General features: G+C 69.3%; 21 protein-coding genes and 1 tRNA gene. 16 read left to right on the top strand and 6 right to left on the bottom strand.

All coding sequences use genetic code 11. The features are described 5' to 3' along the window. Positions 1 to 14 precede the first annotated feature (14 nt). Entirely contained in the window at positions 15 to 269 is a 255-nt protein-coding gene (locus MPPM_RS24605; protein WP_096488021.1) for a hypothetical protein, read from the bottom strand. Between the two features lie 274 nt (positions 270 to 543). Between MPPM_RS24605 and MPPM_RS24600 the strand changes: the two genes are divergently transcribed. The 6 genes from MPPM_RS24600 (at position 544) to MPPM_RS24575 (ending at position 6,472) form a co-directional block, all read left to right on the top strand. Next, entirely contained in the window at positions 544 to 747 is a 204-nt protein-coding gene (locus tag MPPM_RS24600) for a hypothetical protein (RefSeq protein WP_096487315.1), read from the top strand. Positions 748 to 892: 145 nt separating this feature from the next. Next, positions 893 to 1,243: a hypothetical protein gene (locus tag MPPM_RS24595; RefSeq protein WP_096487314.1), complete on the top strand. Its 351-nt coding sequence runs from the start codon at positions 893 to 895 to the stop codon at positions 1,241 to 1,243. Positions 1,244 to 1,681: 438 nt separating this feature from the next. After that, positions 1,682 to 2,158 (top strand): (2Fe-2S)-binding protein, encoded by a 477-nt coding sequence (locus MPPM_RS24590; RefSeq protein WP_096488020.1) that lies wholly within the window; start codon positions 1,682 to 1,684, stop codon positions 2,156 to 2,158. Beyond that, positions 2,155 to 4,506 carry a xanthine dehydrogenase family protein molybdopterin-binding subunit gene (locus MPPM_RS24585; RefSeq protein ID WP_096487313.1) on the top strand — a complete coding sequence of 784 codons (2,352 nt, stop codon included), beginning with the start codon at positions 2,155 to 2,157 and terminating at the stop codon, positions 4,504 to 4,506. Before MPPM_RS24590 ends, MPPM_RS24585 begins: the two co-directional genes overlap by 4 nt. A 218-nt stretch (positions 4,507 to 4,724) precedes the next feature. Beyond that, entirely contained in the window at positions 4,725 to 5,111 is a 387-nt protein-coding gene (locus MPPM_RS24580) for a hypothetical protein (RefSeq protein ID WP_096487312.1), read from the top strand. 215 nt (positions 5,112 to 5,326) lie between these two features. Beyond that, positions 5,327 to 6,472, top strand: coding sequence for a sensor histidine kinase (locus MPPM_RS24575; protein ID WP_096487311.1), 1,146 nt, complete (start codon positions 5,327 to 5,329; stop codon positions 6,470 to 6,472). A 41-nt stretch (positions 6,473 to 6,513) separates the two neighbouring features. On the opposite strand, the gene MPPM_RS24570 is transcribed toward MPPM_RS24575, so the two are convergent. Next, entirely contained in the window at positions 6,514 to 6,783 is a 270-nt protein-coding gene (locus MPPM_RS24570; protein ID WP_096487310.1) for a hypothetical protein, read from the bottom strand. Between the two features lie 189 nt (positions 6,784 to 6,972). Between MPPM_RS24570 and MPPM_RS24565 the strand changes: the two genes are divergently transcribed. Continuing rightward, positions 6,973 to 8,814 carry a pyrroloquinoline quinone-dependent dehydrogenase gene (locus tag MPPM_RS24565; RefSeq protein WP_432419834.1) on the top strand — a complete coding sequence of 614 codons (1,842 nt, stop codon included), beginning with the start codon at positions 6,973 to 6,975 and terminating at the stop codon, positions 8,812 to 8,814. A gap of 21 nt (positions 8,815 to 8,835) precedes the next feature. On the opposite strand, the gene MPPM_RS24560 is transcribed toward MPPM_RS24565, so the two are convergent. Beyond that, positions 8,836 to 9,354, bottom strand: a complete 519-nt coding sequence (locus MPPM_RS24560) for a hypothetical protein (protein WP_096487309.1) — start codon at positions 9,352 to 9,354, stop codon at positions 8,836 to 8,838. A 123-nt stretch (positions 9,355 to 9,477) separates the two neighbouring features. Beyond that, on the bottom strand, positions 9,478 to 9,891 hold the full coding sequence (locus tag MPPM_RS24555) for a hypothetical protein (RefSeq protein ID WP_096487308.1): 414 nt from the start codon (positions 9,889 to 9,891) through the stop codon (positions 9,478 to 9,480). A gap of 580 nt (positions 9,892 to 10,471) precedes the next feature. Between MPPM_RS24555 and MPPM_RS24545 the strand changes: the two genes are divergently transcribed. Next, positions 10,472 to 11,578: an efflux RND transporter periplasmic adaptor subunit gene (locus MPPM_RS24545; RefSeq protein ID WP_096487307.1), complete on the top strand. Its 1,107-nt coding sequence runs from the start codon at positions 10,472 to 10,474 to the stop codon at positions 11,576 to 11,578. Beyond that, positions 11,579 to 14,758, top strand: coding sequence for an efflux RND transporter permease subunit (locus tag MPPM_RS24540; protein ID WP_096487306.1), 3,180 nt, complete (start codon positions 11,579 to 11,581; stop codon positions 14,756 to 14,758). It abuts the gene before it with no gap. Positions 14,759 to 14,895: 137 nt separating this feature from the next. Here the strand turns inward: MPPM_RS24540 and MPPM_RS24535 are convergent, their stop codons facing one another. After that, positions 14,896 to 15,147 (bottom strand): hypothetical protein, encoded by a 252-nt coding sequence (locus tag MPPM_RS24535; protein ID WP_017483591.1) that lies wholly within the window; start codon positions 15,145 to 15,147, stop codon positions 14,896 to 14,898. A gap of 99 nt (positions 15,148 to 15,246) precedes the next feature. Between MPPM_RS24535 and MPPM_RS24530 the strand changes: the two genes are divergently transcribed. Then, complete coding sequence (locus MPPM_RS24530; RefSeq protein WP_096487305.1) at positions 15,247 to 16,194, top strand: LysR family transcriptional regulator; 948 nt, start codon at positions 15,247 to 15,249, stop codon at positions 16,192 to 16,194. 680 nt (positions 16,195 to 16,874) lie between these two features. Here the strand turns inward: MPPM_RS24530 and MPPM_RS24520 are convergent. Further along, positions 16,875 to 16,951, bottom strand: a tRNA-Pro gene (locus tag MPPM_RS24520). A gap of 348 nt (positions 16,952 to 17,299) precedes the next feature. On the opposite strand from MPPM_RS24520, the gene MPPM_RS24515 reads away from it, so the two are divergent. The 6 genes from MPPM_RS24515 to MPPM_RS24490 all read left to right on the top strand — a co-directional run bounded on the left by MPPM_RS24515 (position 17,300) and on the right by MPPM_RS24490 (position 23,053). Next, positions 17,300 to 18,004, top strand: a complete 705-nt coding sequence (locus MPPM_RS24515; protein WP_244573403.1) for an autoinducer binding domain-containing protein — start codon at positions 17,300 to 17,302, stop codon at positions 18,002 to 18,004. A gap of 638 nt (positions 18,005 to 18,642) precedes the next feature. Further along, on the top strand, positions 18,643 to 19,278 hold the full coding sequence (locus MPPM_RS24510) for an acyl-homoserine-lactone synthase (protein ID WP_096487302.1): 636 nt from the start codon (positions 18,643 to 18,645) through the stop codon (positions 19,276 to 19,278). A gap of 108 nt (positions 19,279 to 19,386) precedes the next feature. Further along, complete coding sequence (locus MPPM_RS24505; RefSeq protein ID WP_244573402.1) at positions 19,387 to 19,989, top strand: hypothetical protein; 603 nt, start codon at positions 19,387 to 19,389, stop codon at positions 19,987 to 19,989. A gap of 50 nt (positions 19,990 to 20,039) precedes the next feature. Then, complete coding sequence (locus tag MPPM_RS24500) at positions 20,040 to 21,401, top strand: glycosyltransferase family 4 protein (protein WP_096487301.1); 1,362 nt, start codon at positions 20,040 to 20,042, stop codon at positions 21,399 to 21,401. A 63-nt stretch (positions 21,402 to 21,464) separates the two neighbouring features. Then, the gene (locus MPPM_RS24495) at positions 21,465 to 21,788 is read left to right on the top strand and encodes a rhodanese-like domain-containing protein (protein WP_096487300.1); all 324 of its coding nucleotides are present in this window, start codon (positions 21,465 to 21,467) and stop codon (positions 21,786 to 21,788) included. Between the two features lie 122 nt (positions 21,789 to 21,910). Continuing rightward, the gene (locus MPPM_RS24490) at positions 21,911 to 23,053 is read left to right on the top strand and encodes an efflux RND transporter periplasmic adaptor subunit (protein ID WP_173807950.1); all 1,143 of its coding nucleotides are present in this window, start codon (positions 21,911 to 21,913) and stop codon (positions 23,051 to 23,053) included. The last annotated feature ends 111 nt before the right edge of the window (positions 23,054 to 23,164 follow it).

Below are 23,164 nucleotides of genomic sequence, written 5' to 3'. Positions count from 1 at the left end.
CCGCCCCCCCCGCCTCAATGCTTCATCATGCTCTCGAGGCTCTCGAAGCTGGCATCGGGCTCGACCTTGCCGGCGAAGCGGGCGAGCCGGCTCAGGCTCGGCTCGGAGAGGCCGCCGGCATTGGCGTAGGTGGCCAGCGCGAAGCTCACCAGAAGCTCGGCCTCCTCGTGGGTCATGGCCCGGCCGCTCAGGGTGCTGGCCGCGCCGCGCACCGCGAGGGCGGCTTGGCGGAAGGCGGGGTCGTTCTTCAGTTCGTCCAGGCGACTCATGGCGTCCTCGGGGCCGTCCTCGGTGTTGCGTGGTCCTGCCGGCGGCGCCGGCCGCGCGGGCTCGCTCGTGAAACGCACGAAGCCCGGTCCCGTCTCCGGCGGGGCCGATGCCGCGGTGGACAGGCTAAGCGCGGCTTAAGTGAACTGCGCCCGAACGGAAACACCGTTCAGCCGGGAGCGCGGTCCGGTTGTTCCGGGATCCCCTCGCCATCCCTGCGGGCAGCGATACATTCGCTGATCGGTCGGCCCGCGGGCCGCGCGGGGAGGACGAACCATGGACGGGATCGGCGAGGGCATCGATCGGGACGAGACTAACTCACCCGCCTATCGCGACGGCCGTGGGGCTGCCGAGCGGCGCGAAGCGGCTGACAGAAACCCGCATCCCGCCGGCTCGAACGAGCACCGCCTCTGGCAGGCGGGCCATGCCTCGGTGACGGCGCCCGACATCGTCGCCGACAAGGTCGGCGATTTCGCCTGAACCCGATCCTCGGAACCATCGCCTGGGGCGGGCGTCTTCGCGTCGGCTTCTCTCGCGAAACGCCGGCCCCGATCGCGTGTCAGAAAATCTGGCAGCGGAGGAGTCTCGTGAGGACGCTTCCGAGGATCAGCGCGGAGGAGCGGCGATGCGGGTGCTGGAAACGCCGGACGGGCGCTACATCGTCGTGCACGGCCGGCTGTGGCGCCGGCATCGGCCCGATCTCGAACCGATGCAGCGCGACCGCTTGGTCCGCGACCTGATGGATGCCCGCCGCGCGGTGCGCGCCGCCAAGCGATCCGGCGAGGCGGCGGCGCTCGTCCGTGCCCGGGCCGCGGTGGATGCCGCCAAGCACGGACTCGGTGAGCGTGGGCCGGTCTGGTGGACGGACGGCGCACCCGATCAAAACCGGCGCATGATCGCCAACACGCCCTATGCCGCGTGGTACGCGGCCCTGCCCGATGCCATGAAGGCCGACCACGACCGCCGCGGACGGTAGGACGGGAGGCGAGCGGGCCGTGCAGCATATGCTGCAAGGCCGGTGTGCGGCACCGCACAGACGGTTTTCGAGGTTTGGGCCGCACCGCGCGCGACCCCTTCTCCGGGACGCCAAAGCCTCGGACACGACCGAGTCGCGCGATTGCCATAGCCTCCCGGTTCTGATTAATTCCAAACAAGAAATGCAGTCGAGGCCGTTCCGCGGCCTCCGCATCGTTGCGGCGCCGCGGCTTCGCCGCCCTCGCGACCGACCACGAGCATGAACCAAGAGCCGGACGGCATCCGCCCGTAAACCGGCCGCCACGGCAGCGATCCACCCGCCCGTCGGGCTTCGGATCGCGTCCGGTACGGCATCCCTGGGGAACGGCAGATCGAACCGGCGGCCGGGCGGGGTCTCTCCGCTCGCGCGCCCTCCAATCTGAAACGGCAGATGGCAGCGATGATAAAACTCACGGTCAACGGAGCCGAGCGCAGCTTCGACGGCGATCCCGAGATGCCGTTGCTCTGGTATCTGCGCGACGAACTCGGCCTCACCGGCACCAAGTTCGGTTGCGGGATCGCCCAGTGCGGCGCCTGCACGGTCCATCTCGGCGGCACCGCCGCACGCGCCTGCATCACCCCCGTCTCCGCGGCGGAAGGCCAGGAGATCACGACGATCGAGGGGCTCTCCCCCGACGGCAACCACCCGGTTCAGGTGGCGTGGCGCGACCTGAACGTCGCCCAGTGCGGCTACTGCCAGACCGGCCAGATCATGCAGGCGGCGTCCCTCCTCAAGGACAGCCCGAAGCCGACCGATCAGCAGATCGACGAGAACATGAGCGGCAACATCTGCCGCTGCGGCACCTATCCACGCATCCGCGCCGCGATCCATCAGGCTGCCGGCCAGGCGCCCGCCAGCAAGGGAGACCGCCTGTGATTCACGAAGCCAAGCTGATGGCCGAACTCGCCGCCGCCAAGGACTCCGCTGGTCCGGTCCGGATCGACAATTTCAGCCGCCGCGGCGTCCTCGGCGGCATGGGCGCCCTGGTGCTCGCCCTCTCGCTCTCGGACCGCGCCAAGGCCGACGAGGGCCAGACCGAGGAGCAGAAGGCGAAGAAGTTCGGCGCCGACGGCATGCCGAACGGCTGGCGCGACGATCCCAAGATCTTCGTCGCGATCGCCAAGGACGGCACCGTCACCGTCACCAACCACCGCTCCGAGATGGGCCAGGGCGTTCGCACCTCGATCGCCTTCACCGTCGCCGACGAGCTGGAGGCCGATTGGTCGAAGGTGAAGGTGGTCCAGGCCTGGGGTGAGGAGACCCATTTCGGCAACCAGGACACCGACGGCTCGCGCTCGCTGCGCCACTTCTTCCAGCATTTCCGCCATGCGGGCGCCGCCGCGCGGCTGATGCTGATCCAGGCCGCCGCCAAGCAGTGGGGGGTCCCGGCCTCCGAGGTGAAGGCCGAGAACCACGTCCTGACCCACGCCAAGTCCGGCCGCACGCTGGGCTACGGCGACGTGGCCGAGGCGGCAGCCAGCCTGCCGGTTCCGGCCCGCGAGAGCGTGCAGCTCAAGAAGCCGGAAGCCTTCCGCTACATCGGCAAGGGCAAGATCGGCCTCATCGACAACCACGACATCACGACGGGCAAGGCGATCTACGCCCTCGACGTGAAGCTCGACGGGATGCTCTACGCCGTGGTCGCGCGCCCGGCCGTCTACGGCGGCAAGGTCGTCTCCTTCGACGACACCGAGGCCAAGAAGGTCCCGGGCGTGGTCAAGATCGTCAAGATCGAGGGCGGGGAGATCCCGTCCGAGTTCATGCCGCTCGGCGGCGTCGCGGTGATCGCCAAGAACACCTGGGCGGCGATGAAGGGCCGCGAGGCTCTCAAGATCACCTGGGACGACGGCCCGAACGCCTCCTACGACACCGATGCCTTCCGCAAGGAGCTGGAGAAGGCGGCGCGAGCCCCCGGCAAGGTCGTGCGCGTGGCCGGCGACGTCGATGCGGCGATGAAGACCGCCAAGTCGAAGTTCGAGGCGGAGTACTTCGTGCCCCACCTCGCCCAGGCGCCGATGGAGCCCCCGGCCGCGGTCGCGCGGATCAAGGACGGCGTCTGCGAGGCCTGGGCCTGCACCCAGGGTCCGCAGGCCGCCCATGACCGGGTGATGAAGCGCCTCAACCTGCCCGCCGACAAGGTGCGGGTGAACGTGACGCTGCTCGGCGGCGGCTTCGGCCGCAAGTCGAAGCCCGACTACGTGGTCGAGGCGGCGCTCTGCTCGCAGGCCGTGGACGGCCAGCCGGTAAAGCTGGTCTGGACCCGCGAGGACGACATCCAGCACAGCTACTACCACACCATCTCGGTGGAACGGATCGAGGCGGGCGTCGACGACAAGGGCATGCCGGTGGCGTGGCTCCACCGCTCGGTGGCGCCGACGATCGGCTCGATCTTCGCGCCCGACCCGAAGCACGAACTGCCGTTCGAGCTCGGCATGGGCCTCGTCAACAACCCGCTCGCCCTGAAGAACCTGCGCTTCGAGAACCCGGAAGCCTCCGCCCATACCCGGATCGGCTGGTTCCGCTCGGTCTCGAACATCCCGCACGCCTTCGCGATCCAGTCCTTCGTGGCCGAACTCGCGCATGCCGCGGGCCGCGACCCGAAGGACTACCTGCTCGAACTCATCGGCCCGGCCCGGAAGATCGACCCGACCGAGATCGGTGACGTCTGGAACTACGGCGAGGATCCCAAGCGCTACCCCGTCGATACCGGCCGCCTGCGCCGCGTCATCGAGACGGTGGCCGACGGCGCCAAGTGGGGCCGCAAGCTGGAGAAGGGCCGGGGCCTCGGCATCGCCGGCCACTACAGCTTCGTCACCTACACCGCGGTCGCGGCCGAGGTTGAGGTCGATGACAAGGGTCAGGTGAAGGTTCACGCCATCGACATCGCCGTCGATTGCGGGCCGCAGGTGAACCCGGAGCGCGTCCGCTCGCAGATGGAGGGCGCGGTGGTCATGGGGATGGGCCTCGCGCTCACCTCGAAGATCACCTTCAAGAACGGCCGGGCCGAGCAGGCGAACTACGACGGCTACGAGGTCATCCGCATCGACGCCGCCCCGAAGGTGGTGCGGGTCCATCTCGTGCCCTCGAACGACTACAACGCCCCGCTCGGCGGCGTCGGCGAGCCGGGCGTGCCCCCGGTCGCGCCGGCGATCGCCAACGCGGTCTTCGCCGCCACCGGCCGCCGGGTGCGCGAACTGCCGCTGCGCGAACAGCTCAGCAGCTGAAGTCCACCATCGACGCTCTCCCCCCTCGCCGGGGGGAGGGCGGCTCCGGAGGGGGACGGGTGAGGGGAGCGATGCCTCCCCGGCAAGCTTGGCCCGCCCCTCTCTCGCCCGCTGCGCGGGCATCCTGCCCCGCAGAGGGGAGAGGAAAAATCCGCGGCAACTCTGCGGGTGCCTCGCGACTTTCTCAGGCATCAGTGTTGTACGAGGATCGACGTTTCATGACGCTTACCGCCCGTCTGACCTTCGGCCTGTCGCTGACCGGCATCCTGCTGGCGGGGCCGGCGCTTGCCTCGCCCTGCGCCGACAAGATCGCCAAACTCGACGGCCGCGCGAAGTCCGAGGCGTCTGAGTCGATCGCGGCTTCGACCGGCAGCAAGACCGTCGCCGCCCATCGCGAGGGCGAGGGGCAGACAGGTACCGGCGGCCAGACCGACCAGCGCGAGGCGCCACCGGAGAAGTCGGCGGAAGCCGGCAAGGGCGGCGATCAGGCCCAACAGGCGCGTGTCGCGCTGGAGGAAGCCCGCACCGCCGACGGCAAGGGCGACGCCAAGGGCTGCGAGGAGGCCGTGGCCCGGGCCGAGAAGCTGATCAACGCCAAGCCCTGATCGAGCGAAAGGCCGGCCCGCGCGCGGGCCGCGCCCCGCCGGCCGAACCCTCTCGATCAATGGCTTGCATGGAAGGGTTCGGCAGCGCCGGGCCTTTCCATTCTGCGTTGCGCACCCAACCTTCCCATATTGCCGACACCGTCGTCTGCCATCGCGCGTCTGCCCGGCGCATCGCACGCGCGAGACCGGCCTTTTGGGAACGCTGAGACGATCCTATGACCGAGCTTTCGCCGGCGGCCCTCGACCTTCGGCTGCGCCAGCAGGCGATTCTCTCCGATTTCGGCGTCGAGGCCCTGCGCGCCACCGAACTTCTTCCGCTGCTGCAACGGGCGACCGAGCTCTGCGCGGAAGGGATGCAGGCGCAGTTCTGCAAGGCGCTCGAGTATCAGCCGAGGCAGGACGTGCTCCTTGTCTGCGCGGGCGTCGGCTGGGAGCCGGATTGCGTCGGCCGGGCGATCGTCGGCGCCGACCTCGCCTCGCCGGCGGGCTACGCCCTGAAGACCGGACAGCCGGTCATCTCGAACCATCTGGAGAACGAGACCCGATTCCGGACCCCGGAACTGATGGCGAGTCACGGCATCCGCCGCGCGGTGAACGTCCTCATCACCAATCGGGACGGCCATTACGGCGTGCTGGAGGTGGACGACACCCGCGAGGGCGTGTTCGGCCCCGCCGACATCGCCTTCATGCAGGGATTCGCCAATCTCCTCGGCAGCGCCATCGAACGTCAGCGCTCCGAGGCGCAGCTCAAGGTCGCCCTCGAGCGGCAGGACCTGTTGAGCCGCGAGATGAGCCACCGGGTCAAGAACAGCCTCGCCGTGGTGGCGGGCCTGCTCGCACTCCAGGCCCGCGGTACCGAGAACGAGGACGTGAGGAGCGCGCTGGCCGATGCGCGCGCCCGCGTCGAGGCCGTGGCGCAGGTCCACGACCAGCTCTGGCGCCAGCCGGACCTGACGCAGATCGACGTCGCCGGCTTCCTCGAAGCTCTCTGCGAAAAACTGACCGAGAGTGCGGGCGCCCACGCCCTGCGCTGCCGCGCGGCGGCCGTGACGATGCCGGCCGATCTCGCGATCCCGCTCGGGCTGTTCGTCAACGAACTCGTGACCAACGCGATCAAGTACGCCTATCCCGACGGCCAGGGCGAGATCCGCGTCGGGGCGATGATGCGGGAGGATGGCGGGCTCACCGTCTCGGTCTGCGACGACGGAATCGGCCTGCCGCCGGGCTTCGATCCCCTGAAAGCCAGAGCGAGCCTGGGCATGCGCGTCGTCGGCAACCTCGCCCGTCAGCTCGACGGTACGCTGATCCTGAAGCCCGGAAAGGGCGCGCAGTTCGAACTGCGGATGGCCCCACGGGGCTGAGCCGGAACCGGCGCGGGCCGGTTCCGTCATGTCTTCGAGGATCAGTTGCCGCCGGAGCTGCCGCTCCCGCCGCCGCCGCTTCCCTGCGGCACCGCGCGGGAGGGCTGGTTGGCGTTGCCGCCCGCCGCCGAGTCGGTCTGCACCGTGTCAGCCCCGGTGCTGCCGCGGGGAATCGTGGCGTTGGTGTCGGCCCCGGTGTTGTTCTGGCCTCCGGTAACGGGCGCGCCCGGCCGCGGCGCCGTCGGCGCGGCGGTCTGGGCGAAGGCGGGCGCAGCGAAAGCCAGCGTCGCGGCCAGGATTAAAGTTCGCATCAAGTCCTCTCGTCCGAGTAAGGTGACCGTCGGACGGGCATCCAATCGAATGCACCGACGGTCCGTGTGCCCGAACAACCCCGCAAACGCGGGATGGCTCCAAAAAAGTCGTGCGAACAATATGTTCGCGTTCGTTCGACGGAACCGTCGCATCGTCGTGACCGAGATGCGATGAACGGGGGGATCAGAGTGACACGCTACGCGACGACGCCTGCCCAGCTCACGTCTGCGCGCATCGGCCGGGGCGGAATAAGCTTCGCCGCCGCGCTGCTGCTTCTCGTGCCGGCGCTCCTGCCGAGGGCGGGTGCGTCGGCCCAAGAGGCCGCCCGCTCCTCCGGTGACTGGCCGGCCTTCGGGCGGGACGCCACCAACACCCACCACTCGCCGCTGGCCCAGATCGACCGCGGCAATGTCGCTCGCCTGCGCCCGGCCTGGATCTTCCAGACCGGCGTAACCGGCTACTTCCAGGCCGAGCCGGTGGTGGTGGAGGGCGTGATGTACGTCTCGACCACCGGCAACCACGTGGCGGCGCTGGAGGCGAAGTCCGGCCGGGTCTTGTGGACCTACACCCACAAGGCACGCACTGAGAAGATCTTCGGACCGCCCTCGAACCGAGGCGTCGCCGTGTCCGGAGGCCTCGTCTACGAGGCCACGATGGACGGGCGTGTGATCGCGCTCGATGCGAAGACCGGCCAGCTCGCATGGGACCGCGAGGCGGTGCGCCCGGAGGAGGGCGAGACCGAGACCGCCTCGGCCCTCGCCGCAACCTTAGGCGACAAGCCGGTCCAGGGGTCGAGCCGTCTCGGCTTCAAGATGCCGCCGCTGGTGGCCGAAGGCCTCGTCATCGTCGGGGTGACGGGCGCCGGCTACGGCCTGCATGTCGAGGACGAGCGGGGCGGTCTCGACGGCGGCGCGGTGGTCGGGATCGAGGGCGGCTACGGCCGGCGCGGCTGGCTCGCCGCCTACGACGCGAGGACCGGCGAGGAGCGCTGGCGCTGGTACGTCACCAAGGCCGATGGCTGGGAGGGCGCGTTCGCCGAGACGACCCCGGACGGGATTCCGCTCAACCGCGATATCGCAGCGGAGAAGGCTGCCGCGCCGAAGCACAGGGAGGCCTGGAAGGTCGGCGGCGGCTCGCTCTGGATGACGCCGGCCTACGATGCCGCTCTCGGCCTGATCTATCTCGGCACCGGTAACCCCGCGCCGCAGAATTTCGGCCTGACGCGCCCCGGCGACAACCTCTACACGATGAGCCTCGTCGCCCTCGACGTGAAGACCGGGCAGCTCCGCTGGCACTTCCAGCAGGTGCCGCACGAGGAGTGGGGCTACGACGTAGCGAGCCCGCCCTTCCTGCTCGACTATCCGACCGCGAACGGCCCGGTGAAGGCGGTGGCGCAGGCGAGCAAGCTCGGCTGGATCTATGTCCACGACCGCGCCGACGGGCGCCTCCTCGGCAAATCCGCCCCCCTCATCACGCACAAGAACCTGTTCGTGCCGCCAAGCCCGGAGGGCACGGTGGTCAGCCCGGGCCCCCTCGGCGCGGTGTCCTGGCATCCGGTTGCCTACGATGCGGGAAGCGGCCTCGCCTTCGCCCAGGTGCGGCACGGAGCGGCGACCTATACGGTGAAGACGGCGCCAGCCGCCGGGGGACGCGGCGAGATCCGCTACACCGAGACCGGCGAGGCGAAGGGCGAGCCGGCCTACTCCACGCTGACGGCGGTCGATCTCGGCCATGGCGGTGCCGTGGCGTGGTCGCGCAAGGCGGGAAGCCGGCTCTCCGGCGGGACGCTCGCCACCGCGGGCGGCCTCGTCTTCTCGGGCGAGGAGGACGGGCATCTCGATGCCCACGACGCCCGGACCGGCGAGATACTGTGGCGCTTCCAGTGCGGAGCAGGGATCGGCGGGCCGCCGGTCACCTACACGGTCGACGGCCGCCAATACGTCGCCGTGGCCGCGGGCGGCGCTTCCTTCACCAGGGCGTCCGGCTTCGGCACCGGCGACGCGCTCGTGGTGTTCGCGCTTCCCGAGTGAGCCGGATCGCGGGCGCCCGCCTCACTCGGCCGCGTCGGACTCCTCGTCCCCGTCGGCCGGCTCCTGCGGGTCGACCGCTTCGTCCGACGTCTCGTCGGAGGCGGGATGGGCCGTTCCGGCCGCGTAGAAATCGCCGCGGCGCAGAGCCTCGCCGCTGTTGGCCATGACGCTGAGATAGGTGTTGAGCGTGTTGGGCGCGACGTCGGGCAGGCGCCGCGCGATTTCGGCATGAGACAGGCCCTGCGGTCCGGCACCCTCCAGAAGGGCCTTGAGCCGCCCCTTGGCCGAGTTGGCCCGCGGCCCGCGGCTGCCGCGCCCGCCGCGTCCGGAGCGCATCTCGGCCGAAAACGTCTGGGCGGTCGCGCTCGCAGCGCCCAAGGCATCCTCGAGGGGCGCGCCTTCCACGATCGCCGCGAGCGACTTCTCCGCCACCCGGAGCTTGGTCAATTCGGCGGAGACGCGCTCGTACTGGCTCTGGAGATCGGCCATCCGCTGCCGGACATCGGCAAGGGCCTTGGCCAGCGTATCGCCTTCGGACATGACGGAATCGAACCCCTCGCAACACGAAGAGGCCTACAGCCATAGCCGAGGGCCGTCGTCAACAGAGCGATTTGGCGGCTCGTTTCAGCAAAGCCCGGATCGCACGGACTGCTTTGGCCGGTCTCAGCCCTGCGCGGCACGGGCCGGCGGCGGCAGGAGCTTGCCCGATTGATAATCCAGCGGATGCGGCTTCGGCGGGGGCGCGTCCGGATTCTTGCTCCATCCCCGCCGTCCCTCTGAGAGGCCGCACTCGACGAAATGAACGAGCGGGTTGCAGCCGCTCTCGCGCACGTCCGGATTAGCCCTCAGATAGCCCTCGGTGCTGAACCCGGCGCTCGGATCGCGCCCTTCCCGCCAGCCATAATGAATATAGTGGACCAGCGGACCCTGCGGAAACGCGCGCACGTCCGGGTACCAGTAGAGATAGTAGATCGGATCGAAGCCCGGCAGCGGCGTGCGGACGATCGAGGACGGCGCCCGCCGCGTCGTCAGGGCCTGCAGTTTCGCCTTCTTCAGAAACTTCTTCACGACGCGCACGGCTCAAGGACTCGCTGGGACAAGGCGCCCTTTCATCGGCGGGTTGCCCGCCCCTGTCCAGTGTTGCGGGCCGACATTCGCGGGCGGAAGGCGTGAGCCTCACCGTTACGGTGCACGGGCACTGGGCGGGGCTGCCTGCGGACAATCGGGGGAGCGGGACGCCGCTCCGGGCTTCGGCTGATCGCAGGGTGCGCTGGTCCGAAGACCGGCCGTATCCCGAGCCGTACTGGGCCCGTCGCTGGTGGTGCGCAGCACGATGGCCGCGATCGCGACGACGGCGAACAGGAGGACGGCGAGAAGGGCGATCGGGCGGAAGCGGGTCATGGTGTGATGCATGTGCCGAGGCGATAGGGACGTATCCGCCGGCGCGGGCCGGCCGTTCCCGATCCAGGCCGGCGTTTCGCCTTTCGCCTTTCGCCTTCATCCCCGCCGCGTGCGGGATCGAGCTCGATCCCGTGGACATGCGGTCCAACATCCACACGAAGCGGACCGGCTCGCGAGATCCAGGTAGACCACGCAATCAAAACCGGGCAAAAGTGGCAAATCGCGCGAAGAACGCGAGGGGTGCGGAGAGGATGAGATGCGGCGGCGGGTCGTTCTGCCCGTGGGGCTGGCGCTGGGCTTGGTCGGGCTCGGCGTGCTCGCCCTGACGGAAGCCGGATCCGGCCTGCGCGTCAACGCCGGTCCGGTCTTCTCCGACCTGCACGATCGACTGTCCAGCGCGATGAGGCCCGCGGCACACCAACCGCCGGCCGGGAACCGTCCCCCGGTCCGGATCGCCGTCGAGGGCGGACGAGCCGTCGTCCGGCTGAGCGACGAGGAACAGGAGCGGATCGGCATCGAGACGGCGCGGCACCAGCGGAAGGCTCACCGCATCGAGGTGCAGGCGTTCGGTTCGGTTCTCGACCTCGCCCGGGTCACGGAACTCACCAACAGCTATGCCAGCGCCAAGGCGCAGCTGCAGACGGCCGAGGCGAAGGCGGAGGTCTCGCGGGCGGCCTATATCCGGGCGCGCAGCCTGGGCCAGTACGCGACGCAGGTCCAGCTCGAGACGGCCGAAGGCACCTTCCGCACCGACGAGGCGGCACTCGCGGCGGCGCAGTCCCAGGTCCGGACGCTGGCGGCCACCGCGCAACAGGAATGGGGCACCGTGATCGGCCGCGCCATCATCGAGCGCTCGCCCGTCATCACCCGGCTGATCGAGCGCACCGACTTCCTGGTGCAGGTGACGCTGCCGCCCGGCGAGACGCTGAAGGCACCGCCGGCGATCGCCCACGCCGAAGTGCCCCCGCAGAGCGAGCGCGTCGCCCTGCGCTACATCTCTCCCGCGACCCGGACCGACCAGCGCATTCAGGGCGTCAGCTACTTCTACACCGTGGCCGGCGACAGTGGGCTTCTGCCCGGCATGAGCACGCTCGCCTTCCTGACCTCGGAGCGCGAGACGAGCGGCATTGCCGTGCCCGAGAGCGCGGTGGTGCATTGGCAGGGGAGCGCCTGGATCTACCGCAGCGTCGGCGACGACGCGTTCGCCCGCCATCCGCTCAAGCCGGACGCACCGATCTCGGCCGACGCCTATGTCGTGGACGATCTCGGCCCCGAGGCGGAGATCGTCGTGACCGGACCGCAGGCCGTTCTCTCCGAGGAGCTGAGAGGTCAGATCCAGGCCTCCGACGCGGACGACGACTGAATGCTCGACCATCCGCCCGCACGCCGGCCGGTGCGAGACGACGCGCCGGCGACACCTCCGGGCCCGGCCCCGTCGGGCCTGCAATCCGCCCTGGTCGCCTTCGCGGTGCGACGGCCCGGCATCGTCCTGGCGCTGGTCCTGGCGCTCGCCGTCTACGGCGTCGTCGCCCTCGGTTCGGCCAAGTACGACGTCTTCCCGGAATTCGCTCCGCCCACGGTGACGGTGCAGACCGAGGCGCCGGGCCTGAACCCGGAACAGGTCGAGGTGCTGGTGACCCAGGCGCTGGAGGTCGCGATCGGCGGCCTGCCGGGGCTGGCCACGATGCGCTCGAACTCGATCCAGGGCCTGTCGGTCATCACCGCGACCTTCGCCTCCGGCAGCGACATCTACCGGGCACGCCAGCTCGTGAACGAGCGGCTAGCCTCGGTGACGGCGCGGCTGCCGCAGGGCGTGCTGCCGCCCACCATGACCGCGCTGACCTCATCGACTAGCTCGGTGCTTCTCGTCGGCCTGAGCTCGCCGACGCGGTCGCTGATGGACCTGCGCACGGTCGCCGACTGGCGCCTGCGTCTTCGCCTGCTCGCGACTCCCGGCGTCGGCGAGGTGCTGGTCTATGGCGGCGACCTGCGCTCGATCCGCATCCAGGTCCGGCCGCAGGATCTGGTCCGCTTCCGCATCGGCCTGAACGACGTGCTCGCGGCCGGGCGCAAGGCGACGGGCGTGCGCGGGGCGGGGTTCGTCGACACGATCAACCAGCGCATCACCCTGCAGACGGAGGGGCAATCGCTGACCCCGGAGGCGGTGGCGCGCACCGTGCTCATCAACGAGGGCGGCGCGAGCGTGGTGCTCGGCGACGTCGCCGATGTCGTGGCCGGGCCGGAGCCGGCGATCAGCGCGGCCCTGGTCGACGGCCAGCCCGGCGTGCTGCTGATGGTCGGCGCCCAGTACGGCGCCAACACCCTCGACGTGACGGCAGGGGTCGAGGCGGCGCTCGCCGAGATGCGCCCCGGACTGGAGCGCGACGGCATCACCCTGCGCGCCGACCTGTTCCGTCCGGCAAACTTCGTGACGCAGGCCACCGACAACGTGGTCCAGGCGCTCGCGCTCGGCGGCCTTCTCGTCGTCGTCGTGCTGTTCATCTTCCTGGCCGACTGGCGGACGGCGCTGATCAGCGCCTCGGCGATCCCGCTCTCGCTGATCGGCGCGGTGCTGATGCTCGGCGCATTCGGCCAGAGCCTCAATACGATGACGCTCGGCGGGCTCGCCATCGCCATCGGCGAAGTCGTGGACGACGCGGTGATCGGCGTCGAGAACGTGATGCGCCGCCTGCGCGAGAACCGATGCGCCGCCGTTCCCCGATCCGGGGCACAGGTGGTGCTCGACGCGATCCTCGAGGTGCGCGTCTCGGTCGCCTACGCCACCTTCGCGGTGCTGCTCGTGTTCCTCCCGGTGCTGGCGCTGACCGGGGTGCCCGGCCGGCTGTTCGCGCCGCTGGCGCTGGCCTACATCCTCGCCGTACTGACCTCGCTCGCCGTGGCGCTGACGGTGACGCCCGCGCTGGCCCGCCTGCTCCTTGCCGGGCGTACGAACCTGCCGGTCCGCGAGCCGCCGGTGAGCCGCCACGTGCGCGGCACCTACGCCCGCGGGCTCGCTCGGCTCAACCGCCACCCCCGTCTGGTCCTGATCGGGAGTTTTGCCCTGATCCTCGCGGCGGCCCTGCCGGTGCCGTTCTTCGGCGGCGTGTTCCTGCCGGACCTCAAGGAAGGGCACCTCATCCTGCACATGGCCTCCGCGCCCGGCACCTCCCTGCAGGAGACGCTGCGGCTCGGCGAGCGCCTCACCGCCGGGCTGAAGGCGGTGCCCGGCGTGCGCGCGGTGGCCCAGCAGGTCGGGCGCGCCGAGGCCGGCTACGATCTGGGCGGCACGCATGACAGCGAGATCCATATCGATCTCGAGCCGGGTCTCGACGGCGCAGGGCAGGAGCGGGCGGAGGCCGGCATCCGCGCGCTGATGGCGGCCACGCCCGGAGCGAGCTTCTCGCTCAAGACCTTCCTGACCGAGCGCATCGAGGAGGTCGTCTCAGGATTCACGGCGCCGGTCGTCGTCAGCATCACCGGCACGAATCTCGACCGGATCGAGGCCACCGCCCGCGACGTGGCGCGCGAACTCGCCGAGGTGCGCGGCGCGGCCGACGTCCAACTCAAGTCGCCGCCGGGCCTGCCGCAGGTCAATGTCAGCCTGCGGCCGACCGACCTGCGCCACTGGGGACTCGACGCGATCGAAGTGCTGGAGATCGTGCGCACGGCCTATCAGGGCGACATCGTCGGTCAGGCTTACGAGGGCAACGCCGTGTTCAACGTCGTCGTCGTGCTCGAACCGGCCGTGCGCACCCGCCTCTCGACGCTCGGCAACCTGCCCCTGCGCACGCCGAGCGGCAGCTACATCCGCCTCGCCCAGGTGGCGGACGTTTACGAGACCGCCGGCCGCTACGCCGTCGGCCATGTCGGCGCGCAGCGGGTGCGGGTCGTGACCGCGAATGTGGAAGGGCGCGACGTCGCCTCGTTCACCGAGGCCGCGAAACGCAAGATCGCCCGCGAGGTCGCGCAGCCCTCAGGGATCGACATCGGCTTCGGCGGCGCCGCCGAGACGCAGGCGAAGGCGCGGCGCGAACTCGCGCTCTACACAGGGCTCGCCGGTCTCGGGATCGTGCTGCTGCTCCTCGTCGTGACGGGTTCGCTGACCAATCTCGCCCTCGTCCTCGTCAACCTGCCCTTCGCCTTCGTCGGCGGCGTGCTGGCGGTGGCCGCGAGCGGCGCGGTGATCTCGCTCGGCTCGATCGTCGGCTTCGTGACGCTGTTCGGCATCTCGCTGCGCAACACCATCATGATGATCGCGCATTACGAGCACATGGTGCTGGTGGAGGGCCGCGCGTGGAACGAGGGTGCTGCGATTGAGGGGGCGGCCGACCGCCTGGTGCCGATCCTGATGACGTCCCTCGTCACCGGCCTCGGACTGCTGCCGCTGGCGCTCGGTGCGGGCGAGCCCGGCCGCGAGATTGAGGGGCCGATGGCGCTCGTGATCCTCGGCGGCCTCGCGACCTCGACGGTGCTCAACCTCGCCGTGCTGCCGATGCTGGCCCTGCGGTTCGCCCGGTTCAAGGCCGCGGACACCGCGCTGTGATCGTCGTCTCGGTCTCAGAGTTCCTGACCTGACGCGGCCTCGGCCGGGAGGATCGCTTCGCACTCCCCGGAAATGACTCCGGCGCCGTCAGGCGCCGGAGGATCGTGTGGCACATCCGTGCGTCCCATCGGGCCGGCTCAGAAGGCGGCCTGCCGGGTCCTCACGTCCGTGGCGGGGGTGACGATCCACTGGACCGAGCCGGGGAGGGCGAAGCCGCCCTGGCGGTGGACCGAGAGATCGCTGGTGGCGAGCCCCCGGGTCTCGAGGGTCAGTGCGCCGACCGTCTTGACGTTGTGGGCGATGCCGGTCTCGTCGGCGCGGGCGGATGCCGTCGCGAGGGCGGTGAGAGCCAGGGCGGCGGCGGTGAGCGAAACAAGGGTCTTGGACATCGTGATCAGCCTCTTTTTTCTCGGCGGCGGGCTCCCCGTCGCCTTGTGAGACTGTATGTGCTGGGTCGTAGGCTATGAATCAAATGGATCGATTTCATAATGCGCATCGATCACGTGCATCTTGCTCGTCTCGACCTCAATCTGCTGGTCGCCCTCGATGCACTGCTGACCGAACGGAGCGTGACCCGCGCGGCGGGGCGGATCGGCATCAGCCAATCGGCGATGAGCCATGCCCTGGCGCGGCTGCGCACCACCTTCTCGGATGAGCTGCTGACGCGGGGACCCGACGGCATGCGGCCGACGCCGCGGGCGCTGGCGCTGATCGCGCCGGTGCAGGCGGCGCTGTCTCAGATCCAGGAGATCACGGCGCCACCGGACGCCTTCGATCCGGCGACAGCCGACATCACGTTCACCCTCGGCATCCCGGACTCGACCGAGGTGCTCTTGATGCCGACCCTCATCGCGCATCTGCAGGCGGTGGCACCGGGTGTGAAGCTTTTGCTGCACACGGTCGATCGGCACCGGATCCTCGACGATCTCGATACCGGCCGTGTCGATCTCGGCATCGGCGTGTTCGAACAGGGCCAGACGCACCACAAGCGGCGCATCCTCAACAAGGAGAGCTACCTCTGCATCTTCAACGCCGACCTCGTCGGGGTGACGGCGCCGATCTCGCTCGACGACTACGTGCGGCTGCCCCACCTGCTGACCAGCCTCGTGGAGAGCGCCCACGGCGTCGTGGACGACGCGCTGGCCAAGATCGGCCGCAAGCGCGTCATCGCCCTGACCTCGCCGCGCTTCTCGGTGATGCCGTTCGTCGTGCGGCAGGCCCCCGTCATCGCCACGATGCACGCGCGGCTGGCGCGCTTCTTCGCCGACAGCATGGGCCTGACCGTAAGTCCGGCGCCGATCACGCTGCCGGACGTCTCGATCTCGATGATCTGGCACGCATCCAACGATGCCGTGCCGAGCCAGCGCTGGTTGCGGGAGACGATCGTGAGGCTGCGCCGGCCGGGGCCGACAGCCCCCGCACCAGAGGCATCGTGATCGTGGAGGCCATCGGAGGGAGACGCTGCCGGCTCTCAGTGACACGCGTCCCCCGTCAGGATCGAAGGCAGCGGCGAGGCTCGAAGAGCACCAAGGAAGACGGACGATGCAGCTGCCGCGCAGATGGTTGCGCGACGGTCGAGGTGTTGCCACCCGCGCTTCCGTTCGGCCCCTCCTCGGCGAGGAATCATCAAAGATGCCGCAGGAATAAGGACAGGCCGACCTTGGTCAGGCAGTCATGTTACTGTTCCAAAAATTTGGCACGGCACCGAGGGTCTGCTTCGAGGAAAGGCCTGCAGCGATGATCAGTAAGCTACCGACCGATTCACGGACTTCCGTTACGCTACACGAAGCCGCTGTCGGGCGAACCGCAATCGGGGCTCTCGCGGTTGGAGCGGTGGCCCTCGGTGCGCTGGCCGTAGGAGCCTTCGCGATCGGACGGCTTTCGGTCGGGCGAGCTCGGATCGGCCGCTTGGAGATCGGCGAGTTGACGGTGGATCGGCTCCGCATCCGGCGGCAGGAGTGACGCCCACCTCCCTCGGCGGTCGTCGATCGGCCCTGATCAGGCCGAATCGCCGACAGCGAGCCCCGAAGGCCGCTCGAACAGGAACTTGCGAGAGGGTCTGCGAAACGGCGGCAGATCAAGAAGGCTGAAGCAGCCCTAAGCCGTTGCAGAATGATGGTCGGAGTGGCCGGACTTGAACCGACGACCCCCTGTCCCCCAGACAGGTGCGCTACCGGGCTGCGCTACACTCCGATACCCTTGCCGGGCTTGCGGCTCATAGCCGTCCGCTTCGGGCAGCGCAACCCCTGCCGCATGCTTGGGACGCCGAGGCACGATCCTGCGCGGCCGCGCCGAGGCTGTGGGCAAAGGTGCATTGTTCCTGCGACATTGACACGGCGCATTGTTCGCCCCCACGGCATCAAGCACGACGGCAGACAGGAAGATGCCTCGGCCGTCCGCGCCAAGCGCCTCGGCGCGCTCCCGATGAAGCAACCTAAAGGAAATTTTCGATTGCTCTTCTCAAAGGCGACCGAGAGACTTATCGTGATGCGAGAGCGATAGTTTTGCTTGGCCATGTCTAGAAAATCACTCGACCTCACGTTGGAAATCCTCAAATCGCTCGATCGAGCGCATTCGCGCGAGGATATCCTGCGGGCGATCATGCCGAGGCTGAACACGCTCGGTATTGATTATATTATCTCAGCCATGATCCCGCAGAAACGCCTTCCGGCACGCACTCAAAAGAATTACGTGATACTGGAGAATACTTCGGACGAGTGGAACCGGCTCTATTTCTCGAAAGGCTATATGTATACTGATCCGATCGTGCAGACGACCTTGTCCAGCACGACCGGCTTTCGGTGGTCGGAGATAGAACCGGCGGGCGGCCTCGATCTCCGCGCGCGGCAGGTGATGAACGAGGCGGGCGAGTTCGGCCTCGGCGACGGCTTCACCGTGCCGCTGGCCACGCTCGAGGAGGAGCGGGGCGGCCTGACCTTCGCCGGCCGTCAGCTCGATATCAGCCCGGGGCAGCGCGGGATGCTGACTCTGATCGCCTCCTACGTGGTCGGGCAGACGCTGCTCATCGACAACGGACCCAGCGAGCGCCGGATGGGACTGACGCCGCGCGAGCGCGAGAGCCTGCAATGGGTCGCCGAGGGAAAGACAGATTGGGAGATCGGTGAGTTGATGGGCATCTCCCGGCACGGCGTCGATTTCCACCTGCGCTCGGCCCGGATGAAGCTCGGATGCATCTCCCGCACGCAGGCGGTCGCCGAGGGATTCCGGCGCGGCCTGATCGTCTGACCGGACCCGACGGCATCGCGAGCGATACCGGCCGCCCGCTCCACGAGCGTCGGGTCTCTCCGCGTCCGGAGAGCCGGCGCGCGCGCGAGGCGCCGCTCGCTCAAGGATCCGCGCGCTAGCGCATCGTGCTGGAAATCGGATCCAGCACGATGCGCTAGGCTTTTGTTTTTGCATCATCTTTTTCCGAAAACCGGAAACCACCTTTCGGGATGATGCTCTAACGGGCGCAGGGCATCGACCCGACAAGCTGTGGTCCGGTTTTCGGGAAAGACAATGCAAAATTGAATGTCGGCGCATTCGCTCCGATGCGCTACCCGGAAGGGCCCCTCGGTTCGAAGACATCACCCACGGACCTTCGAGGCATCATGGGTGGAGCGATCCGTGCGGAGGCTCGATCGCTCGCGTCGGTAGGCTCAAGCCGATTCTCTCGTCGATCGGCGCACTCTGTATTGTCTTCGACATACAATCCAAGATAGAGATCGCCGCGGCGCGACTCTTACCGTATCGGCGTGCGCGCTCACGACTGGCCTCATCTCTCGGACCGCGCGTCTCATCGCACGAAAACCTACGGGTTCTCGTAGTGCCGCCGTCGGGCTGAATTTGGGACGAACACCTCAGGTTTACGAAGAGGTGTTCCGATGATTCATGTCGTGACCGCTGAGAACATGCAGGACTATGCCGGCGCCCTGGACCAGGCCTTCCGTCTGAGGCACCGGGTCTTCGTCGAGGAGCTGGGCTGGTCCAACCTCGCCCGGCCCGACCGGCGCGAGATCGACGAGTTCGACGACGAGCACGCCGTCCACCTGCTCGCTCTCGACGAGGGCGAGACCGTCATCGGCTATTCGCGCCTGCTGCCGACGACGCGCCCCTACCTGCTGCCGATGGTGCTGCCGCAGCTCTGCGAGGGCACGGCGCCGTCGGGTGCGCATATCGTCGAGTGGGGCCGCATCTGCGTCGCCGAGAGCGCGCGGACCTCGGGCCGGCGGCTCAACCCGACGGCGCTCGCCCTGATGACGGCGATCGTCGAATGGGGCCTGCCGCGGGGCATCACCAGCTTCGTCTCCGAGATGCCGACGAGCTGGATCCTGCGCCTGCTGCAGCTGCATCTGCGCGCCATCCCCCTCGGCCTGCCGCACGAGATCGAGGGCGAGGAGATCGTCGCAGTGGAAGCGGCCTTCGACCGCCGGTCGCTGCGCCAGCTCCAGACCAAGCGCGGCGACATCCGCTCCGTCCTGGCGCCGCCGCGGGCGAGCGTCGCTCGTCTCGCCTCCTGAGACGCGTCTCCCGAGACACGAAGCGACCGATACAGGCGCCGCGGCACGGTCGCTGCGGCGCCGGAACACCTCATCAGCCTGACGCATCCCGCGCGGGGAGTAAGTACCTTGAAACGCAGACGCAGTGACACCCGGCTCGGAACAGCCCCGGCGCTCGTTCGGACGCTGGCGAAATCCGAGAGCGTCGGAACCTGGGAATGGGATCCGGAAACCGGCTACTTCCACCTCGACGGGGGGGCGGCCGGACTCATGGCGGGCGATGTCCGCCTTGCGGGGCGCCCCCTGCGCAGCGAGCAGGCGACCGCCGGCCTCGCCGCGCCGGAGGCTGCCCGCTTCCTCTGCGAGGTGGCCCGTGCCGCCGAGCAGGACGACGACGTCGCGGTCGATCTCTGGGTCGCATCCTCGTCCGAACCCGCGCGCCAGGTTCGGTGCCGCGGCCGGATCCATCGGGATGCGCGCCGCCACCCCACGCGCGGGGAGGGGACCCTGGTCGAGGTTGCCGAGGCCGGTGCCGAGACGCGGACCTTGTGCGAGTTGAAGAGTGCGGCCGCGGCGGACGCCATCGACGAGGCGGCCGAACTCCTCATCGCGGCGCGCCGGGCGATCGATGCGAGCGGCAGCCCGCGGCTGCGCCAGCTCGTGGACGTCCTCCTGATGGAGGTGGCACGGGAAATCGCGAGCCATAGCTGCGCCGAGCCTCAGTCTCATTAGGCCCGAGACGCGGGATCGGCGCCGGTCGCCAGGGTCATGGGTTCCGGTCTATGCAGCGGCCCATGCACGCCTGCCTCGCCATCGACCTGACCCGCCTCATCACCCGGCTCCGGCATGCCAGCCCGACCGGCATCGACAGGGTCGATCTCGCCTATGCCCGGCACGTCCTGTCCGGGGGCGCGCCCGGCACGCGCTTCGGTCTCGTCTCGACGGCCCTGGGTCCGCGCGTCCTCGACCGGGACACGGCGCGCGGCATCGTCGAGGCGGTCGCCGAGGGCTGGGTCGAGGACGTTACGGCCGACGCCGATCCGGTCTTCCAAGCGCTCGCGGCATCGCTCGCCGCCGATCCGGCCACCGACGAGCGCCGGCCGCGGCGCGTCGGCAAAAGCCGGGGAGAGGGCGGCCTCGACCGGCGCCGCCTCCAGGCCGAGACCGCCCTGCGGGTGCTGCGCTCCGGCGGCGCCGAGCGGCTGCCTGACGGCACGATCTACCTGCACACCTCGCATCTACGGCTCGACCGACCCGAACGCTTCGACTGGCTCTACGATCGGCGCGACATCCGGCCGGTCTTCTTCGTCCACGACCTGATCCCGATCTCCCACCCGGAATACGGCCGGCCGGGAGAGGCGGAGCGCCACGCGCTGCGGATGGAGACCGTCGCGCGGCACGCCGCGCACGTGCTCGTCAATTCGGGCGATGTCGGCGCCCGCTTCACCGACTATGCGCGCCGGCTCGGCCTGGGCGCCAAACCGGTGACCGTTGCCCCTCTCGGCGTCGAGCCGGTCTTTTCGGGCAGCCCCGGCGCGGCGGACCTGCCGGGGCTCGCGCGGCCGGTCCTCCTCGTCTGCGGCACGATTGAGCCGCGCAAGAACCACCTTCTGCTGCTCAACCTCTGGCGCGATCTCGCCGGGCGCATGGGCCCGGCGACGCCGCGCCTCGTCCTCGTCGGACGTCGCGGCTGGGAGATCGAGAACGTCGCCGACATGCTCGACCGCTGCCCGGCCCTGCGTCCCCATGTGAGCGAGGTGGTCGGCCTGTCGACCCACGGCCTGGCAGCCCTGATGCGCGGCGCCACCGCCCTGCTGATGCCCTCCTTCATCGAGGGCTACGGGCTGCCGGTGGTGGAGGCGGCGGCGAGCGGCCTTCCTGTCGTGGCCTCCGATATCCCGGTCCACCGCGAGATCGCCGGGCGCTTCGCTCATTTCCTCGATCCGCTGGACGGCCCGGGCTGGAGGCAGGCCGTCCAGGCCCTGAGCGAGCCCGGCTCCGAACTCCGGGCGGAGCTGGCCGGCCGCCTCGCCGGATACGAACCGCCGGGTTGGAGCGCGCATTTCGCCCGCGTCGATGCGGCGCTCGCCGACCTGCCGGAGGCGGCCGTCCCGATGTTGCGCCGCACGGGCGAGACGACTTAAGACAACCCTACGCGTTTCGAACCGCCCATTCGCGGCGGCTTCCCTCTGGAAAGATCGGTTGCGATGAAGGTGGTCGACCTCGACCGCGAGACGGTCAAGCGGGGCTTGGCGGACGGCTCGCTGCTGCTCATCGACGTGCGGGAGGATCACGAATTCGCCCGCGGGCACATCCCCGGTTCCGTCTCGCACCCGCTCTCGACCTTCGATGCCGCGGCGCTGAAGGCGCTGATCGAGGCGGATGGCCGCCGGCCGGTCTTCTCCTGCGCCTCGGGGGTCCGTTCGATTCACGCGATCGCCGCAGCGCAGCAGTCGGGGCTCGACCTCAGCGAGCATTACGCGGGCGCGTTCAAGGATTGGTACGCCGCGGGCGAACCGATTGAAGCGTAGATCGGGCAGGTCTGCGCCGCAGCGTGCCTCAGCGTTCCTTCCGAAAATGGCCGTCATGTGCGCGGGCGCACGCCCCACATCCGGTTGCCGGGACTAGGCCGCGCCATGCAGGGAACCGAATGATGCGTAGCCTCAGGCCTCTTCTTCTCGTCACACCGCTGATCGCCTCCGCGCTGCTGGGTGCCGGGCCGGCCGGCGCGCAGATGCCGGGCGCGCCGCCCCCCGGCGTGACCGTTGCGAAACCGGTGGTGCGGGAGATCATCGAGCAGGACCAGTATACCGGCCGCTTCGACCCGATCGAGTTCGTCGAGGTCCGCGCCCGGGTGACCGGCTACCTCGACAAGATCATGTTCCAGGACGGCGCCAACGTGAAGAAGGGCGACGTGCTCTTCGTCATCGACCGCCGGCCCTACAAGGCGACGCTGGAGCAGGCCCAGGCGGCGCTGGTCTCCGCCAAGGCGCGCCTCTCCTTCACCCAGACCGACCTGGAGCGTGCCCAGGTCCTCTCGCGCGGCGGCAACATCTCCGAGCAGGTCACCGATCAGCGCCGGCAGGCCTCGCAAACCGCCCAGGCCGACGTGGACAGCGCCGAGGCGGCGCTTCGCAATGCCCAGCTCAACTACGACTTCACGGAAGTGAAGTCGCCGATCAACGGACGGATCAGCCAGCGCCTCGTCACCGAGGGCAACATCGTCAGCACCGACCAGACGATCCTGGCCCGGATCGTCTCGCTCGATCCGATCTATTTCGGCTTCAACGTCGATGAGCGCTCGTTCCTGAAGTACCAGGGCTCGCTCGGCATCGGCATGGGCCAGATGCAGCGCGGCAAGGGCGCTCCGGTGCTGATCGCCCTGTCCGGCGAAGAGAAGCCGACCCGCAAGGGCACGCTCGACTTCGTCGACAACCGGGTCGACTACCAGACCGGCACGATGCTCCTGCGCGCCACGGTCGAGAACCCGGACGAGTTCATCAAGCCGGGCCTGTTCGGCATCGTCGCGATGCCCGCGACCAAGCCGTTCCAGGGCATCCTGATTCCCGACGAGGCGGTCTCGGCCAACCAGGACAAGCGCATCGTCTACGTGCTCGGCGAGGGCGACAAGGTCTCCGCGCGGACGGTGAAGCTCGGACCGATCGTCGACGGCTACCGCGTGGTCCGCGACGGCCTGAAGGGCGACGAACTCGTGGTCATCAACGGCGTCGCCAAGGTCCGCCCGGGGGCGCAGGTGAAGCCCGAGACGGTCGAGTTGCCGCCGACGAAGAAGTAAGGCCGCGGTGATGCCGCGCCGTCGCGGGGGCGAGGCGGAGAGCGGACGAGAAAGATTCGAGCGCCGGCGCTCCCGGACCGACCGGGCGGCGCCGGCCTGGACGCAGACGGC

Source organism: Methylorubrum populi, assembly GCF_002355515.1.
In the GTDB taxonomy this organism is placed as follows: Bacteria; Pseudomonadota; Alphaproteobacteria; order Rhizobiales; family Beijerinckiaceae; genus Methylobacterium; species Methylobacterium populi_A.
This window is presented reverse-complemented; position numbering and strand designations above follow the sequence as displayed.